Below are 17,679 nucleotides of genomic sequence, written 5' to 3' on the forward strand. Positions count from 1 at the left end.
TGCTCCCGTCGTCGGTCGGACCCTGATGTCCGCCCCTACCTACGCTACGAACAGCAGTCGCCCGACACGACACCCACGTGCGAAGGAGGTGCGATCTACTCCACCGACAGGTCGACGTGCCCCGCGGAGGTGTACTGATCGGAGAGCAGGTAGTGGATCCGGTAGTCGCCGGGGGGCAGCGGCCAGGGACGCCCCTGGGAATCGGGCCCCATCGTCATCGCCCCGAAGACCGTCGGGGGGAGCGCGCCCGCGTCGTGACCGCCGGTGTAGCCCCACAGCAGGAATTCGTCCTTCCCGGGGTCGGCCGCGTCCGCCCGATACACCCCGATCCAGTCCCAACGATTGGCAGGGCCGTCGTCCCACGTCACCTCGATCGGTTCACCCACGGCGTACGTCGGCGCGTCGGTCGAGAGGGTCACGTCCTCGTCCTCCGAGCGCACCCAGAAGGAGTTGCGTTCGAGCTCGGTCCCGTCCGCGCTCGACAGGACGACGTCGTAGCCGGCCGGGTCGAGGGCCCCGGTGTCGAACGACGTGGTGCCTGACTCGCCGGTGACGGTCACCGAGGTGAGCACGTCACCTGGTGTCCCGCCCTCGGGGAGGATCGAGATGGTGCTCTGCTCGCGCCCGGGTGCGTGGTGGAGAACGCCGAGCTCCTCGCCCTCGGTGAGCAGCCTGCGGTCGAGCGACAGCGTCTGTCGCAGCTCCACCGGCGTCACCTCGAACGTCGAGAGCACGGCACGGTGGTCGGACGTCCACGGCTCGTACTCGCGGTCGACGTCCGGCCCGCCGACCTCGCCGACGAGCTCGCTGGACTGCGTGACCGACGGTCCGCCGGCGTACAGGAAGTCGATCCGGTCCCCGAAGCCGCCCTCTGTGAAGTCGGGGTTGCCGTGGGTGAGCCCGGGGTTCTCCACCGGGTCGGGATGGACCTCGCGGAAGGTGTCGCGCAGGCCGATGTCGAGCAACGTCTCGCTGACCGGCCACGGGATCGCCTCCGTGACGCCCTTCCGCATGCCGACCGTCTCCTCGGTGTAGTCCAGGCTCGAGGGTTGGTCGAGGTCCCCGGTGAGGAAGACCGGGTAGCCCTCGTCGAGCAGGGTCTTCATGCTCGGGGTCAGCACCTCGATCGAGCGCGTGCGGACCTCGTCCTCGGATGCGAGGACGTCTGCCAGGGGCATCCCCTCCCGGTAGAGCCTCGGCCCGTACCTCACGTAGTCGAGGTGCGTGTTGAACATCGCCACGACGTGGCCCGGTTGCACCTCGATCAGCGCGTACAGGCCCTCGGCGCCCGAGGGCTCGTGGATGGGGTACTTCGACAGCAGCTGGAGGCCGAGGTTGTAGTAGGCGTAGCCGGTCTTCTCAGCGATCTCGGGGAGACGGTCGTACGACTCCAGGACCCCCACGACGTCGGCGTCGACGTCCTCGATCACCGCGTCGGTGGACCGGTCCCCGCTGTACTCGATGTTGTAGGTGAGGACGCTGAGCTCCATCTCCTCGCCTGTCGCCAACGCCGTGCGCTCGCGGTCGTCGGGCGAGTCGGTGCCGTCGGCGTTCGTGCACGCGGCGAGCACCAGTACGGCGAGCGTGGTCGCCGATGCTGCACCCAGCACGCGGAGCGAGCTCCGCCGCCGTCGCGGGAAGCAGGACAACGGGTGCTCCTCGGCTCGTGCCTGCCCGCGATCGTGGAGTGTCCCCAGGCGAGTTCATCCTAGGAACTGCCGGTGGCCGGGAGCCAGGGCTCGCCGGGCCAGCCGTGGTCGTGCGGATCTGCCCGGCAGCCGCCTCAGCCGGGTCAGCGGGGCTCGACGAGCGCTTCGACGTCGATGTCGTGCCGGGCCAGGAGGCCGCGATCCTTCTCCGTGTCGAGCACCTCTGGAAGGCGGTCCTCCACCTCCCACGCCTTCTCCAGGTCGCCCTGCCTCACCAGCGACTCGATGAGCTCCTGTTTCTGCAGCAACACGTGCCGAACCTCCTTCGCTGCGGGTCGTCCGGGCCCGCACCGAGCGGCCCTCGGTTCCGGGTGACCGCCACGCACGTCCGCCTTCCTCCTTCATTCGACCGTCCCTGGCACGGCCAGAGAATGGGTTCTGCCACCCATTTCCGCGGTGGACCTCGGGCTGCCTCGGGGTGGGGGCGCGCTCGGACGCTCTCCACAGGTGGCCGGCGACCCGTTGCGGTGTCAGCGGCGTGGCGTAGAATCGAACACATGTTCGACACAATCGAGACGGAGGTGCTGGTGCGGCTGACGGCCGCGCTGGCTGCAGATCCGGCGTGCTCGGACGACGCGGAGCGGGTGGAGCAGATCCGGGCCCTGGAGCAGCTCACGTGTGCGGCCGAGGCCCGGCAGGCGGCGCTCGCGGTCGAGCTGACCGAGAGCCGGGGCACGGCGCTGGAGCTCGCGCTGGCCCGCCGCGAGTCCCACCACCGCGGCCGTCAGCACCTCGGCCTCGCGCGGGTGGCGTCGCGGGAGCTTCCACACATCTGGGCGGCGTGGCGAGCCGGGCGGGTGAGCGAGTGGCGGGTGACCCTGGTGGCGCGGGAGACCGGCTGCCTGAGCCTGGCCGATCGGCAGCGGATCGACGCCGAGCTCGCGGCCGACCCGGGTCGGCTGGAGGCGATGGGAGACCGGGAGGTGGTCGGGTTCTGCCGGTCCCGCGCAGCAGCCCTCGATCCGGCCGCTGCGGTGGCGCGCCGCCGCAAGGCCGAGTCCGAGCGGTGCGTGACGATCCGGCCGGCGCCGGACTGCATGGTCTACCTGACCGGCCTGCTGCCCGTCTCAGAGGGGGTGGCGGCCTACGCGACGCTGGTCCGGGCGGCCGACAGCGCGAGGGTGGCCGGCGACCCACGGACGAGGGGCCAGGTGATGGCCGACACCCTTGTGACCGCGGTCAGGGGTGCCTCCGGACCCGCCGAGCGGCAGGGTCCGGCCGCGACCATCAACGTCGTGATGACCGACCGGACCCTGTTCGGCACCGCCGACGACCCCGCCTGGGTCGACGGCTACGGAGTGGCCGATGCCGACCTGGCCCGGGAGCTCGCCCACGGTGACCGGGTGTGGCTGCGACGGATGTTCGCCGACCCCGAGGGCGGTGAGCTGGTCGCGATGGACTCCCGGTCACGGATCTTCCCGGCCGGGCTCAAGAGGCTGATCCGGTTCCGCGACCAGTCCTGCCGGACCCCCTGGTGCGACGCCCCGGTGCGTCACACCGACCACCTCCTGCCCCGCGTGGACCACGGTGCGACCTCCCTCGGCAACGGCCAAGCGCTCTGCGAGGCCTGCAACCAGGCCAAACGGACGACCGGCTGGATCGCCCGACCGCGCCCCGGCCCCGGTCACACCATCGAGACCACCACCCCCTCCGGCCACACCTACCGGTCCCGCGCGCCCGCCCCACCCGGATTCCGCACGACGACCAGTCGGGCCGAGCTGACCTTCCGCGAGGTCGCCCTCGCCGGATGAGGTACGGCGCGCCGTCCGGCAGAATCGCGGCGTGCGGGTGATCGTGGTGGGTGCCGGGGTGGTGGGCCTCTCGTGCGCGGTGCGGCTGCTGGAGGCGGGGCACGACGTCGCCGTCCTCGCCCGGGACCTGCCTCTCGAGACGACCTCCAGCGTCGCGGCCGCGCTCTGGTACCCCTACCGGGCCCTCCCGCAGGACCGGGTCACCGCCTGGTCCGCCACCAGCTACGACGTGCTCCGCGACCTGGCGGCCGCCCCCGAGACCGGCGTCGTGCTGCGCCACGGGACCGAGGTGTTCCGCGAGGCCCAGTCCGACCCGTGGTGGGGCGCGGCGGTCCCGGACCTGCGCCGCGAGACGGACCTGCCGGCGCCGTACGTCGACGGCTGGAGCCTCGCGGCGCCTGTCGTCGAGATGCCGGTCTACCTCGCGTGGCTGGCCACCCGGGTCGTCGACCTGGGCGGGTCGGTCACCCGGATGGCGCTGGCCGCCCTCCCGCCCGGCGGCGACCTGGTCGTGAACTGCGCGGGCCTCGGCTCCCGACGGCTGGCCGACGACCCGACGGTGGTGCCGGTCCGCGGCCAGGTGGTGGTCGTCGGGCAGGTGGGCCTGGACCGGTGGTGGCTGGACACCGCCGCGCCGACGTACGTCGTGCCTCGGTCGCGGGACATCGTGGTCGGCGGGACCGACGAGGTGGGGGAGTGGAGCCGGACCCCGTCACCCCGTGCGACCGAAGGCATCCTGGCGCGGGCGACCGCCCTGGTGCCGGACCTCGCCGGTGCGCCGGTCCTGCACGCGCGGGTGGGGCTGCGGCCGGTGCGACCAGAGGTCCGGCTGGAGCGCGTGGACCGGGTCGTCCACTGCTACGGGACGGGCGGCGCGGGGATCACCCTGAGCTGGGGACTGGCCGCCGATGTGACGTCGATGGCCGCAGCGTCCACGAGTGGGTAACACCGTGTGCACGTGATGGGAACGATCGCCGGGATCGGTCGTGCGCCGGGCCTGCGGCTTCCTACGCTTCACCGGTGCCCATCCTGTCCGACCCCACGCCGGAGACCTGTCCGGGGATCGTGGACGCCGTCCCCGACGCCCTCGTGGTGGTCGACGACGCCGGAGTCGTGAGGTACGCCAACGCGCGTGCCCAGACCTTCTTCGGCATCGCGCTTCGCGAGCTCGTGGGCCGCAGCGTCGGCCCCCTGGTGCCGGGGCTCGACGTGGCGGTGCGGCAGGCGCTGGCCGAGTCCAGGCCCGACGAGCGGCTGGAGCTGAGCGCGGTCGTCGACGAGGCGGGCGAGCACCCCGTCGAGGTCTGGCTGGCGAGGGTCGCGGTCGGTTCCGACGAGATGGTGACCGTGTCGATCCGCGACGACTGCGAGCAGCGTTCGCTGCGCGAGGCGTCGACCCGGATGCGGGACGAGCTGTTCGCCGCCGTCTCCCACGAGCTCCGGACCCCGCTCACCTCGATCATCGGCTCGACCGAGCTGCTGGCGGAGATGGACGACGTGTTCCTCCCCGAGCGGGCGGCCCGGCTGATCCGCGTCATCGAACGCAACGCCGAGCGCGAGCTGCGCCTCGTCGAGGACCTGCTCACGCTGGCCTCGATCGGCGCCTCCACGCTCACCGTGCAGCCCGCCCCGACCGACCTGGCGGCGATCGCCGACGCGGTGGTCGCGGCCCACCAGGCGACCGCGGCGGAGGCCGACGTCGAGCTCCGCTGCTCCTCACCGGGGGAGGTGTGGGTGCAGGGCGACGCCCACCGGCTCCAGCAGGCCGTCTGCAACCTGGTCGGCAACGCCCTCAAGTTCACGCCAGCCGGCGGGCTGGTGACCGTCGCCCTCGACAGCGAGAGCCAGCACGGCGCGCTCGTCGTCGAGGACCAGGGGGTCGGGGTCTCCGCGGAAGAGCTGCCGCTGCTCTTCGAGGGACTGTTCCGTGGCACCCACGCGGTGGCGGCCCACCTGCCCGGGGCAGGCCTCGGGCTCCCCATCGTCAAGGGCATCGTGGAGGCTCACGGGGGCGAGATCGACGTGCAGAGCCAGCACGGTCACGGCACCCGGGTGCTGGTCAGGATCCCGCTCGCCGCGACGGAGCGGTCACCGGCCTGACGCCGACGACGGCCGCCGGGTCGAGCGCGCCGTACACGTGCGGGTAGGCCTCCCCGGTCCCCGACACCGCCTCCTCCACGACGTCGACGCCGAGCAGGTCGGTCTCGATCTCCAGCAGCACCAGGGGCTCGGCGCAGTCGGCGTGGTAGCGGGCCAGCACGTCCTCCCACTGGTGCGCGTGGCTCGCGTGCAGGAACCCCTCCTCCTCGAGGGTCACGCCGTACGTCGAGGTGGTGTAGCTGCCGGACGAACGGGCCGCCTCCCAGTCGGCGGCCGTGGCGACGTGGAAGATCCGGCTCACTCAGAACAACCGGGTCGAGGGGTCGTCGAGGCCGCGGAGCGCGTCGTAGTCGACGACGGCGCACGCGATGCCGCGGTCGCTGGCCAGCACCCGCGCCTGCGGCTTGATCTCCTGGGCGGCGAAGATGCCGCGTACGGCGCCCCTCCGGGTCAGGGCGGGGTCGCGGTTGAGCAGGTCGAGGTAGCGGGTGAGCTGCTCGACGCCGTCGATCTCGCCGCGCCGCTTGATCTCGACGGCCACGCTCACCCCCGTCGCGTCCCGGCACATCAGGTCCACCGGTCCGATCGCGGTGGGGAACTCGCGGCGGACGAGCGTCAGGCCGTCGGCCAGCGTCGCCGGGTGCTCGGCGAGCAGCTCCTGGAGGTGCTTCTCGACGCCGTCCTTCTGCAGCCCCGGGTCGACGCCGAGGTCGTGGCTGGAGTCGTGGAGCACCTCGTCGATCAGGATCCGCAGCGTGTCGTCGGACTTGGCGCCGGTGACGGTCCACTCGACGGCGCCCTCGTCGGTCACGCCCTCGCGCACCGTGCAGGGCGGGGACATCCAGTTGAGCGGCTTGTAGGACCCGCCGTCGGAGTGGACGAGGACCGAGCCGTCGGCCTTCACCATCAGCACCCGGGTCGCCATCGGGAGGTGCGCGGTCAGCCTGCCGGCGTAGTCGACCTGGCAGCGGGCCACGACGAGTCTCACGGAGTGGAACCTACCTCCTCGGGCGACCCCCCGCGCTCCGGGGGACTCATCCACAGAACGGTAACCAGACGTCAACAAAGGTTGCCAACGTCTACTAAACCGGCCGATCGCGTGTTCGACTTCGGCCGTCCGGTCGTGGGGGCCGGACTCATCACGTTTCGTGGGGGACTCAACGTGAATCCGCGCATCTCGCGACTGCTCATCTCCGTGCTCATCGGTCTCGGTCTCGTCGTCTCGGCGACGCCGCCGGTCCAGGCGGCCAACGACCGGCCCGTGATCCGGGCCATCGCCGACCGGACCGTGTCGGCCAACGACACCGTCCGCATCACGCCACGTGTCCGCGACGACGGCCCGGACGGCCGACTCCGGTTCGCGACGACCAGCCGGCCGAGCTGGCTCCGGGTGAACCGCCGTACGGGGGTGCTGCGTGGCACGGTCCCGGTGAGTGCCATGGGGCGCACGTTCCGGGTCGCCCTGCGCGTCTCCGACGGTCGCAAGCGCGACACCGAGGTCTTCAGGATCCGGGTGCGCGCCAACCAGCGGCCCACTCTGGACGAGCTGCCCGCCCAGCAGGTGGAGGTCGGTGACGACGTCAGCTACCGGCTGCCGGGCCGGGACGCCGACGGGCCCCGGGCGCTCCGCTACGACGGCAACGGGATGCCGGCCTGGCTCTCCCTCGACCGGGTGACCGGCCAGCTGAGCGGCACCGCGCCCGAGGACGCCGTGAACCGCGAGTTCACCCCGACCTTCCGCGTGCAAGACGGCCGCAAGACCTCTCCCGAGCGCACGCTCGAGATCACCGTCGTGGAGTCGACCGACAACTCCGTACCGACCGTGGCCGACCAGGAGCTCTCCGTGGAGGAGGGCCCGGCCGGCACCGAGGTCGGCACCCTCGAGGCCGACGACTCCGACGGTGACGACCTCACCTGGAGCCTGTCCGGTGTCGGCTCCGCCGACTTCACCGTCGACTCCGAGACGGGTGTCGTGACGGCTGCGGCCGACCTCGACCACGAGGACCGGGACCGCTACGACCTGCAGGCCGTCGTCTCCGACGGCACCGCCGACGCGACGGCCGACCTGGTCGTGCTGGTGACCGACGTCGACGAGCCTCCCGTCGTCACCGCGCTGCCCGACCGCACCGTGCCGGAGGACGCCCAGATCGTCCCGGTGATCGACGTCGAGGCCACCGACCCGGAGGGTGCCGACGTCACGGTCACCGTGACCGGCCTGCCCGCCGGAGTGTCCTACAACGACAACACCGGCGCGATCCAGGGTCGCCCGTCGCTGCCCGGGACCTACTCGGTGACGGTCTCCGCCAGCGACGGCGCCCTGCTGGGTGGCGAGAACTTCGAGCTCGACGTGACCCCGGTCAACGACGCGCCGGTCATCGCCAACCAGGACATGTCGGTCGCCGAGGGTGCCCAGGACGACACCGTGGTCGGAACCCTGGTCGCCACCGACGAGGAGGGCGACGACCTGACCTTCGCCGGCGGCACCGGAAGCTTCTCGGTGGCTCCCGACGGCGAGGTGAGGGTACGCGACGCGAGCGTGCTCGCCGACGGCGGTGGCCCGTTCACCGTCCCCGTCACGGTCACCGACGGCGACCTGACGGCCAACGCCGTGCTCACCGTGACCGTCGCGGACGTCGACAACCCGCCGGTCGCCGACGACGAGACCTTCGAGGTCGACGAGGACGCGGTGACCGGCACGGTGGTCGGCTCCATGAGCGCGACCGACGCCGACGGCGACAGCGTCTCGTGGGCGATCACCGGTGGCAACGCCGGCGGCGCCTTCGCCATCGACGCGGCGACCGGCGAGATCACCGTCGCCGCCGCCCTCGACCACGAGCAGACCGACACCTACGAGCTCGAGGTCGAGGCGTCCTCCACCACGCTCAGCGACACCGCGACCGCGACGGTCGAGGTCACCGACGTCAACGAGGCGCCGTCCGTCGCGCCCCTCGACGACGTGACCACCGCCGAGGACGCTGACCTGACGGCGATCGAGGTCGTCACCAGCGACCCGGAGGACGACGACGTGACGGTGTCCGTGACCGGGCTTCCGGTGGGCGTCACCTACGCTCCCGGACCGGGCACGATCGCCGGCACGCCCAGCGAGTCCGGTGAGTTCACGGTCGTCGTGACCGCCGACGACGGTGAGCTGTCCGCGGTCGAGGAGTTCGTGCTCGAGGTGACCCCGGTCAACGACGCCCCCGTGCTGACCTCGGTCGCCGACGTCACCCTGGAGGAGGACTCCGAGCTCGACCCGGTCCAGCTGGCCGCGACCGATGCCGACGGCGACGAGCTGGTCTACGAGCTCAGCAGCCTGCCGGCCGGCCTCGTCTTCGATGCCGACCAGGCCCGGATCACCGGGACCCCGACCGTCAGCGGGACCTACGTCGTCACGGCCACCGTCCGCGACGGCAACGGCGGCAGCGACCAGGACGAGTTCACGATCACCGTGACCGACGTCAACGACGCGCCGGTGGCCGGCCAGCCCGACCCCGCGCTCGTCTCGCTGGTGCAGGACGCCGACGTCGAAGTGGACGTCGAGGTCCCCGCCACCGACGAGGAGGGCGACCCGCTCACGTTCAGCGCCAGCGGGCTTCCCGCCGGCGTGACCGCCGAGGGCACCGAGACCGGTGTCGCGCTCGGTGGGGCGGCGACCGAGGCCGGCGAGTTCGAGGCCACCGTCACCGTCGACGACGGTCGGGGCGGCAGCGACACCGCCACGTTCGACGTGACCGTGGAGGAGGCGGCCGCCGACCCGTGCGCACCGCTCTCGACCCTCGAGTGCTCGGAGGTGCCGGTCTCCCTGCCCTTCGCGCTCGACTTCGACGGCACCGAGGGCGGGCTCGCCGACACCGGCTTCACGATGGTGGACCCGCCGTCGCTGCGCAGCGGCGTCGAGCAGGCGCCCGCGCCCGCGACGCCGTCCGTGGACGACGTGCCGGGCTACGAGCCGGGCCTGCTGACCGTCGACCAGGGCCGGCTGACGGTCACCGCGACCAAGGGCATCCAGTACCGCGCGCCGGGTCAGACCCCGGCGGCGACCATGCCCAACGCGCAGCTGAACGCGCTCGGGGTCGGCGTCGCCGGCTCGGAGGCCGGCTACGACCTGTCGACGACCGTGGTCGCCCCGACCTTCCCGGGTCCGGACAACGGTGCGCAGCAGGGTGGCCTCTGGTTCGGGCTCGGCGAGGACGACTACGCGAAGGCCGTCGTCAGCCGGGTCAGCGGGACCACCAACAAGGTCCAGCTGCTCACCGAGATCGGCGGTGTGGCCACCCCGGGCACGACGTACGAGATCAACAGCGCCCCGTTCCCGTCCGGCACCGACGTCACCCTCGACCTCGAGGTCGTCGACGGTCCGGGCGCGGGAGCCACCGGCGGCACGGTCCAGGTGTACTACCGGGTCGGCTCGGGCCAGCGCACGCTGCTCGCCGACGTGGCGACACCCACGCGGACCTCGCTCGCGGTCCCGCAGGAGTGGTTCGACGGCACGGCCGTCGGGAGCGAGGAGCAGCAGTCCTTCGCCGGGCTGTTCGCCACCAAGCGGAACGCGCAGCCGAGCCAGCAGCAGCAGGTCGCCTTCGGTGACTTCGCGGTCGACGCCCACCAGGTGCCCAACCGCGCGCCCGTGGTCGCGCCGGTCGACGACCAGTCGGCCGTCGAGGAGGAGGCGTTCGGCCCGGTCGAGCTGAGCGCCACCGACGCCGACGAAGACGAGCTGACCCTCGAGTCCGACCTCGACGTGGAGGGCCTGACCTTCACCGACGAGGGGGACGGGTCCGGCGCGATCGAGGGCACGCCCGCGGCCGGTACCGCCGGGACCTACGACGTCACGGTCAGCGCCGACGACGGCGAGGCCACCGGGTCCACCAGCTTCACGCTGGAGGTCGAGGCGGCCGGGGAGCCGGAGGCGCCGTGCGCCCCGATCAGCACCGACGGCTGCAGCACCGTCCCGGTGAGCACGCCGTACGCGCTGACCTTCGACGGGACCGAGGGTGGTCTCGACGACACCGGGTTCACGATGGTCGACGAGCCCTCGGCCCGGTCCGCCGTGGACCAGGCACCCGCGCCGGCGAGCCCGACGCACCCGGAGGTCCCGGGCTTCGAGCCGGGCCAGGTGGGCGTGGCCGGCGGTGACCTCGTCATCAACGCCACCAAGGGCATCGCCTTCCGCAACCCCGCTGGCAGCGTCGGCACCAACTCCCAGCTCAACACGATGGGCGTCGGTCTCGAGGGAGGGGCCGAGGGGCACGAGCTGCGCACGACCGTCGTGGCTCCGTCGTTCCCGAGCAGCAGTGGCGCGGCCACGTCGCAGAGCCAGCAGGGCGGGCTCTGGTGGGGCCTCGACGAGGACAACTTCGTCAAGCTCGCCGTCGTGCGGGTGACCAGCACGACCAACAAGGTGCAGCTGGTGAAGGAGGTCGGCGCGACCGCCACTCCGGCGACGACGTACGAGCTCAACTCGGCGCCGTTCCCGTCGGGCCAGGACGTCGAGCTGGTGCTGGACATCGACGCCTCGGGGGACACCCCCGTCGTGAGCGGCTCCTACCGGGTCGGGGCGGGTCAGCTGACCCAGCTCACCGACAGCGCCAACCCCGCCAGCCCGGAGCTGCCGCTGCCCGACGCGTTCGTGGACGGTGCCGCGCTGCCCGCCGGTGGCGGTGACCCGGTGGTCTTCGGTGGGCTGTACGCCACCAAGCGCAACGCCGCCGCGGCCGACCAGGTTGACGTCCGCTTCGCGTCCTTCGCCGCGGACACCACCGGCGGCTCCGAGGAGCCGGGGGAGCCGTTCGAGCCCGTCGACCTGCGCGTCAACTTCCAGTCCGAGGCGGCACCCGTGCCCTCCGGATTCCTGCGTGACTTCGGCCAGGCGTACGGCGAGCGGACCGGGGCCGACCAGGGTGACGGGTCGCTGCGCTACGGCTGGGTCCGGGCGAGCAGCGAGGAGACGCTCTCGCTGGTCGGCAACGGTCGCGACCGCGACCGGGCCGGGATCGCCCAGGAGCTCGACACGGTGCTGCACATGCAGTACGGCGACGTCCCCAATGGCAACTGCACGCCCTCCAGCAGCAACGTCTGCGAGGACGGCGACTGGCAGCTCGCGGTCGAGGACGGCACCTACGAGGTGACCGTGGCGGTCGGCGACCAGCAGGGAGCGACGGCGTACGACTCCCAGCACGCGATCAACCTCGAGAACCAGGCGCTGGTCGAGCAGTTCCAGGCGACCGCCGGCGAGGAGTACCGCACCGCCACGGCCCGCGTCGGCGTCGTGGACGGCGAGCTGACGGTGTCCGCGCAGGGCGGCACCAACACCAAGATCGCCTGGGTGCGCGTCCGTTCGGCGAGCACCGACGAGGCCGACCCCTGGCCCTTCATCGTCGACGTCCGGCCGGGCAACCGCTCCACCGGTGCGCTGCGCGACGAGGGCATCGCCACCGACCTGCACCTCGTGGGCACGACGGCCGACCCCGGTCCGGTCGACGAGTCCACCGTCACCACCGACACGGTCCGGCTCTTCAAGGTGCTGCCGGGCGGAGCCGCGGTGGCCGTCCCGGGCAACGCGAACACCTCCGGCGGCGGCGACACCATCAACTTCCAGCAGGCGGAGGCCCTCGACGCCAACAGCACCTACCGCTTCGTGGTCGACGGGGTCGAGGACGAGCTCGGCAACGAGTTCGTGCCCTTCACCTCGGTGTTCACCACCGGCACCACGACCGGCGGCGGGGGCGGTGATGAGTTCAGCCCGGTCACCGGGGTGAGCTTCGAGAAGGTCGACACCGGCAAGAACGGCCGCTACTTCGCCTCGCTGGTGGTCCACGAGGGCTACCTGTGGGCGACCACCATCGGGCAGGGGATGTTCCGTTACCCGATCAACGCCGACGGCACGCTCGGTGCCGAGCAGACGATCAACGCCTTCGCCGGGCGCGCCGCGGTGGGCCTGGTCTTCGACCGCGAGGACCCCGACGTGGCCTGGGTGACCAACGCGACGGCCAACCTGGGCAACGAGTCGGCGACCTTCGGCTCCAAGCTGACCCGCGTCGACTTCGGCAGCAGCGTCGCGAACCCGACGCTGACCGACGTCTTCGTCAACCTGCCGCGGTCGGCCAAGGACCACCTCTCCAACTCGCTGTCCTACGGTCCCGGGGGCGACCTGTACTTCCTCCAGGGCTCCAACCAGGCCGCCGGCGACCCCGACGGCGCGTGGGGCAACCGGGGGGAGACGCTGCTCAGCGCGGCGCTGCTCACCTTCGACCCCGACGAGGTCTGGGCGCAGGTGCAGGCGAACGGCCCGATCAACGTGCAGACCGTCGACAAGGGCGGCCCGTACAACCCGTTCGCGGCCGGTGCCCCGCTGAAGATCTATGCCACCGGCATCCGCAACGCCTACGACCTGGTCCACACCGACAACGGTCGGATCTACGTGCCCACCAACGGCACCGCCAGCGGCGGCAACAGCCCCGGGGTCACGGCGAACGGCGGCACGCTGACCCGGACCGGCCAGGTCCCGGGCCAGGACGTCACCGACGTCTGCCGGACCCGCCGGATCGACGGGACGCCGTACACCGCTCCGTCGGTGCCCGCGGTGACCAACCACTCGACGCAGCGGGACTTCCTGTTCGACGTGGAGCAGGGCGGCTACTACGGCCACCCCAACCCCAGTCGCTGCGAGTGGGTGCTCAACAACGGCGGGCTGCCGGAGGGTGCCGGGTCCAACGGGTCGCAGTACCCCGCGACCGTGCAGCCGGACCGCAACTACCGCGGGTGGGCCTACGACTTCGAGTTCAACAAGTCGCCGAACGGCGTCATCCAGTACCGCTCGTCCGCGTTCGGCGGGAAGCTGAAGGGCCGGCTGATGGTCGTCCGCTTCTCCAACTTCGACGACATCATCACGCTCCAGCCCGGCAGCGACGGCGAGGTCCTGGGCGGGCAGCCCGGCAGCACCATCGGCGGCTTCTCCGGGTTCGACGACCCGCTGGACATCGTCGAGGACACCGACACCGGCAACCTCTACGTCAACTCCTACGACCAGTCCGGCGGGGCGCCCAAGCTCTACCTGCTCCGGGTGCCGTCGGGTGAGCAGGCGGCCTCGCTGGAGTCGAGCACCGAGCGCCTGGTCGCCAACCAGCCGGTCGCGGCCGGCTCGCGCGGGATCGGGACGGTGACCTACACCAACACCGGCCAGCAGGACGCGACGGTCACCGGCGCCTCCCTCGGGGGTGCGGGTGCGGCGGCGTACTCCCGCACGGTCGACCGGTCGCTCCCGGCGACGGTGCCGCCGGGCGGTTCGATCTCGGTCACGGTGTCGTTCGACCCCTCGGCCGAGGGCGTGGCCGCGGGACAGCTGACCCTCACCACCAGCACGGGCAGCGTGGCCCCGGTGGCGCTGCGCGGGCTCGGGACCGAGGGCGAGGGAGGCTCGCTGGAGCCGTCCCTGCAGTACGTCCTCGACACCCTGCAGCTCGGCATCGACACCGGTGACGACAACGACGCGACGCCCGAGGTCCACTCGAACAGCGTCCAGCGGGTCTCGCCCACCCTGGGCGACGCCCTGGACGTCGAGACCTTCGAGCGCTCCTCCGACGGGCCGGTGACGGTCGAACCGCTGGCGGCGTTCGGCCCGGGCAACAACGACCCGGTCACCCAGGTGTCGTGGTACGGCGCCGACGCGCCGGGCGAGCCTTCGGCCCTGTTCTCGGTCGGCAACAGCCCCGCCCGGAACGCCCAGACGCTGCTGCCGACCACGTCCGGCGCCACCCAGTTCGACCCCGGGCAGGAGAGCTTCGGCTTCGTGTCGCGGTGGCCGTTCTTCGCCAACCGGATGGTCTACAGCCAGGACTCGCTCAACACCTTCACCGGCGCCATCGGCAACCACGTCCGGGTCTACCGGCTGGTCGAGGACGGCGCGACCGTCCCGAACGCGTACGTCGTCGCGACCGAGGAGCACACCTCCGGCTGGGACTACAACGACGTGGTGTTCGTCGTCCGCAACGTCCGGCCGGCGGGGGAGGAGCCCGAGCAGCCGCCGGGCGACGCGATCAAGGTCAACTTCCAGAGCGAGACGGCTGCGGTCCCCTCGGGCTACCTGCGCGACTTCGGGCAGGGGTACGGCGCCCGGAGCGGGGCCGACCAGGGCACCGGGCTGACCTACGGCTGGATCAACGCCCAGACCGGCGCCGCAGAGGGCCGGGTGGGCACGGGCCGGGACCGCGACCTCAACCCCGACCAGCGCTTCGACACGCTCATGCACATGCAGTACCAGCAGCAGGGGAACCCCAACTGCACCGCCAACAGCTGCACCACGGGTGCCTGGGAGCTCCAGGTGCCGGACGGGAGCTACCAGGTGACGGTCGGCGTGGGTGACCCGTCGACCAACCAGGACCCCGAGCAGCACCAGGTCCGGGCCGAGGGCGTCCCGGTGCTCGCACAGCCGCACGTTCCGAGCGGAGCCGCGGGCACCAGCGGGCACCACGCGCAGGCCTCGCAGGTGGTGTCGGTGACGGACGGTCGGCTCACCATCGACCCGACCGGCGGCCTCAACACCAAGATCGACTTCGTGGAGGTGCTCCCGGTGGAGGGGGGTGGCGGTGACACCGTCGCCCAGGTGAACTTCCAGCCAGCCGCGGCGGCGACCCCGTCCGGGTGGTCCGCCGACACCGGCGCCCTGTTCTCCGAGGGACGCGGCTACGGCTGGGTCCGCACCGAGGGCGGCGCCGCCAAGACGGCCGACACCCGTCAGCGGACCACGGGCGACCCGCTCGACAGCACCCTCGTCCTCGTCGACGACAGCGAGGTCACCACGGTGGTGGACGGTGAGTGGGAGCACGCACTGCCCAACGGCACCTACACCGTGACCGCGTCGGTGGGTGACCCCGACTACGCCGACTCCACCCACGGCCTCTCGGCCGAGGGGATCCCGCTGGTGACCGGCTTCGTCCCGTCCGCACCGGGCGACTACGACGTCGCCTCGGCGACCGTGGAGGTCACCGACGGGCGGCTGACCGTCGCGTCGACCGGCACCAACACCAAGCTCCAGTGGCTCACCATCGCCTCGGGCTCGGGCGTCGACGCGATCGCGCCGACGGTGGCCCTCGACGTCACCGGCGTCACCGGGCCCGACGGGTTCCTCAACCAGGCGACGGTCACCGCCGAGGTCGCCGACGCGGGCGGCTCGGGCATCGAGTTCGTCGACTGGAGCCTGGACGGTGAGGAGATCGAGCGCCCGCAGGGCGACTCGCTCGTGGTCGACGAGCTCGGGAGCCACTCCGTCGAGGTCACGGCCACGGACGCCGCCGGCAACGAGACGACCGAGGAGACGTCGTTCGAGGTCGTCGAGGGCGCGGTCTCCCGGATCGCGATCGCCAACCAGGACGCGCAGCGGGTCGGCGGCCAGCCGGTCCCGGGCATGGCCGACGACTTCCTGGTGATGCACCACCTCGCGAACGTCGACACCGGCGGCACCCATCCCCTGGCCGTGACCCACGACGTCGCGACCCTGAGGATCACCAACTCCGACCCCGCCGAGGACCTCGTGGTCTCGGACCTCGAGCTGGGTGCGCCCGTCGACCCGACCCAGGGCGTGCGGGCCAGCACCACCAACTTCACCCTGCCGGGCGTGCAGCTCCCGCTCCGGATCGAGCCGGGCCAGTTCCATGACCTCGAGGTGGACTTCGGTGGCTCGGGCTCCCGCGGCATCTACGGGGCCACGCTCACCATCGAGAGCAACGCCGCCAACGCGCCCGCCCTGCCGGTCCAGCTGCGCGGCTTCTGGCAGCCGCAGCCCGAGGGTGGCACCGAGCCGACCATGACCCAGGTCGCACGGACCTTCGGGTACACGACGGCCATCGGTGAGCCGCTCGAGGACGAGTACGCCGGCCCGCTGCAGGGCGACGAGGTCAGGTCGCTGCTGTGGAAGCGCCTCGACCCGTCCCAGCCCGTCACCGCTCGCCAGCTGACGGCCCTGCACGGGTGCTGCACGGCGGAGGACTCGATGGGCAGCCCGGTGTCCGGAGCCCACGACGGCGCGTGGGGGCAGTCCTTCTACCCCCGGGCCGCGCAGAGCGGGAACGCCACCGCGGCCGCGCCGTTCCGCCAGGGCACGGCCACCCCGGCCGGCAACTTCGCCCTGACCATCGCGGGCTACACCAGCAACAAGACGCCCACGCAGACCGACCCGGCCAACCTCGGGATCCGGGCCTGGCCGGTGGAGGTCGGGGGGACCGTCGTCCCCGGCGCCTACCTGGTCGGCCAGGACTTCGTCCAGAACGGCTGTGGTGGTGGAAGCGCCAACTGCGACTACCAGGACAACGTCTACCTGGTCACCAACATCGCCCCGGTCGCGTCGCAGGACACGACCGCGCCGACCGTGTCGCCGACGGGGGTCTCCACCCAGGTGCAGGGCTCGGACGTGCGGGTGGGCTGGAACGGCGTGGCCCTCGGAGACCTCGGCGGCTACGTCGTGGAGCGGCAGGCGGCCGGCGCCTCCGGCTGGACGGCGGTCAACACGACGCCGGTGGCCGGGACGTCCCTGGTCGACCGCGGGGCGCCCGGCAACACCCAGGTGTCCTACCGGGTCGTCGCCGTCGACACCTCGGGCAACCGGGGTGCACCCTCGGACACCAGCGAGGTCACGACGCCTCCGCGGCCCCAGGCCGCCGTACGGATCAACGCGGGAGGCCCGGCGGTCACGACCGGCGGCACGGCGTGGGGCGCCCAGCAGTACGGGACGGGTGGCAAGACCTACACCAACAACGTCGCCATCGCCGGGACCACCGACGACGTGCTGTACCAGACCGAGTACTCCACGTCGACCGGCAGCCTGGCCTACGACGTCCCGGTCGAGAACGGCCGGTACACGGTGCGGCTCCACTTCGCCGAGATCTACCACGGCGCTCCGGGCGGCGGGACCGGCGGCGTGGGCCGACGGGTCTTCGACGTCGCCGTGGAAGGCACCCTCCGCATCGACAACTACGACATCTTCGCCGACGTCGGGGCGGCCGCGGCCACCGTCAAGAGCTACTCGGTGGACGTCACCGACGGCAAGGTCGACATCGACCTGACCAGCGTGGTCGACCAGGCCAAGATCTCCGCCATCGAGGTGGTCCCGGCGGCGGCGTAGCGAG

The 17,679-nt window shown here is 72.2% G+C and carries 8 protein-coding genes; 4 read left to right on the plus strand and 4 right to left on the minus strand.

Annotated elements, in window-relative coordinates:
- Window positions 1–95: 95 nt before the first annotated feature.
- Both ACQ1X7_RS17860 and ACQ1X7_RS17865 read right to left on the minus strand, forming a co-directional pair.
- A complete protein-coding gene (locus tag ACQ1X7_RS17860; RefSeq protein ID WP_432479585.1) occupies window positions 96–1,610 on the minus strand; it encodes an endonuclease/exonuclease/phosphatase family protein in 1,515 nt (504 codons plus the stop codon).
- Window positions 1,611–1,792: 182 nt separating this feature from the next.
- Window positions 1,793–1,960, minus strand: a complete 168-nt coding sequence (locus ACQ1X7_RS17865; protein WP_432479586.1) for a hypothetical protein — start codon at window positions 1,958–1,960, stop codon at window positions 1,793–1,795.
- Window positions 1,961–2,206: 246 nt separating this feature from the next.
- On the opposite strand from ACQ1X7_RS17865, the gene ACQ1X7_RS17870 reads away from it, so the two are divergent.
- The 3 genes from ACQ1X7_RS17870 to ACQ1X7_RS17880 all read left to right on the plus strand — a co-directional run bounded on the left by ACQ1X7_RS17870 (window position 2,207) and on the right by ACQ1X7_RS17880 (window position 5,560).
- Window positions 2,207–3,460 (plus strand): HNH endonuclease, encoded by a 1,254-nt coding sequence (locus ACQ1X7_RS17870; protein WP_432479587.1) that lies wholly within the window; start codon window positions 2,207–2,209, stop codon window positions 3,458–3,460.
- A gap of 31 nt (window positions 3,461–3,491) precedes the next feature.
- Window positions 3,492–4,406: an FAD-dependent oxidoreductase gene (locus ACQ1X7_RS17875; RefSeq protein WP_432479588.1), complete on the plus strand. Its 915-nt coding sequence runs from the start codon at window positions 3,492–3,494 to the stop codon at window positions 4,404–4,406.
- A 74-nt stretch (window positions 4,407–4,480) separates the two neighbouring features.
- Window positions 4,481–5,560, plus strand: a complete 1,080-nt coding sequence (locus ACQ1X7_RS17880; RefSeq protein ID WP_432479589.1) for a sensor histidine kinase — start codon at window positions 4,481–4,483, stop codon at window positions 5,558–5,560.
- On the opposite strand, the gene ACQ1X7_RS17885 is transcribed toward ACQ1X7_RS17880, so the two are convergent.
- Window positions 5,520–5,861: a DUF952 domain-containing protein gene (locus tag ACQ1X7_RS17885; RefSeq protein WP_432479590.1), complete on the minus strand. Its 342-nt coding sequence runs from the start codon at window positions 5,859–5,861 to the stop codon at window positions 5,520–5,522. The genes ACQ1X7_RS17880 and ACQ1X7_RS17885 overlap by 41 nt on opposite strands.
- Window positions 5,862–6,548 carry an endonuclease NucS gene (gene nucS, locus ACQ1X7_RS17890; protein ID WP_432479591.1) on the minus strand — a complete coding sequence of 229 codons (687 nt, stop codon included), beginning with the start codon at window positions 6,546–6,548 and terminating at the stop codon, window positions 5,862–5,864.
- 174 nt (window positions 6,549–6,722) lie between these two features.
- Here nucS and ACQ1X7_RS17895 point away from each other — a divergent pair, with 174 nt between their 5' ends.
- On the plus strand, window positions 6,723–17,675 hold the full coding sequence (locus ACQ1X7_RS17895; RefSeq protein WP_432479592.1) for a putative Ig domain-containing protein: 10,953 nt from the start codon (window positions 6,723–6,725) through the stop codon (window positions 17,673–17,675).
- Window positions 17,676–17,679 lie beyond the last annotated feature (4 nt).

It is taken from the genome of Nocardioides sp. GXQ0305 (genome assembly GCF_050880345.1).
GTDB lineage: Bacteria > Actinomycetota > Actinomycetes > Propionibacteriales > Nocardioidaceae > Nocardioides.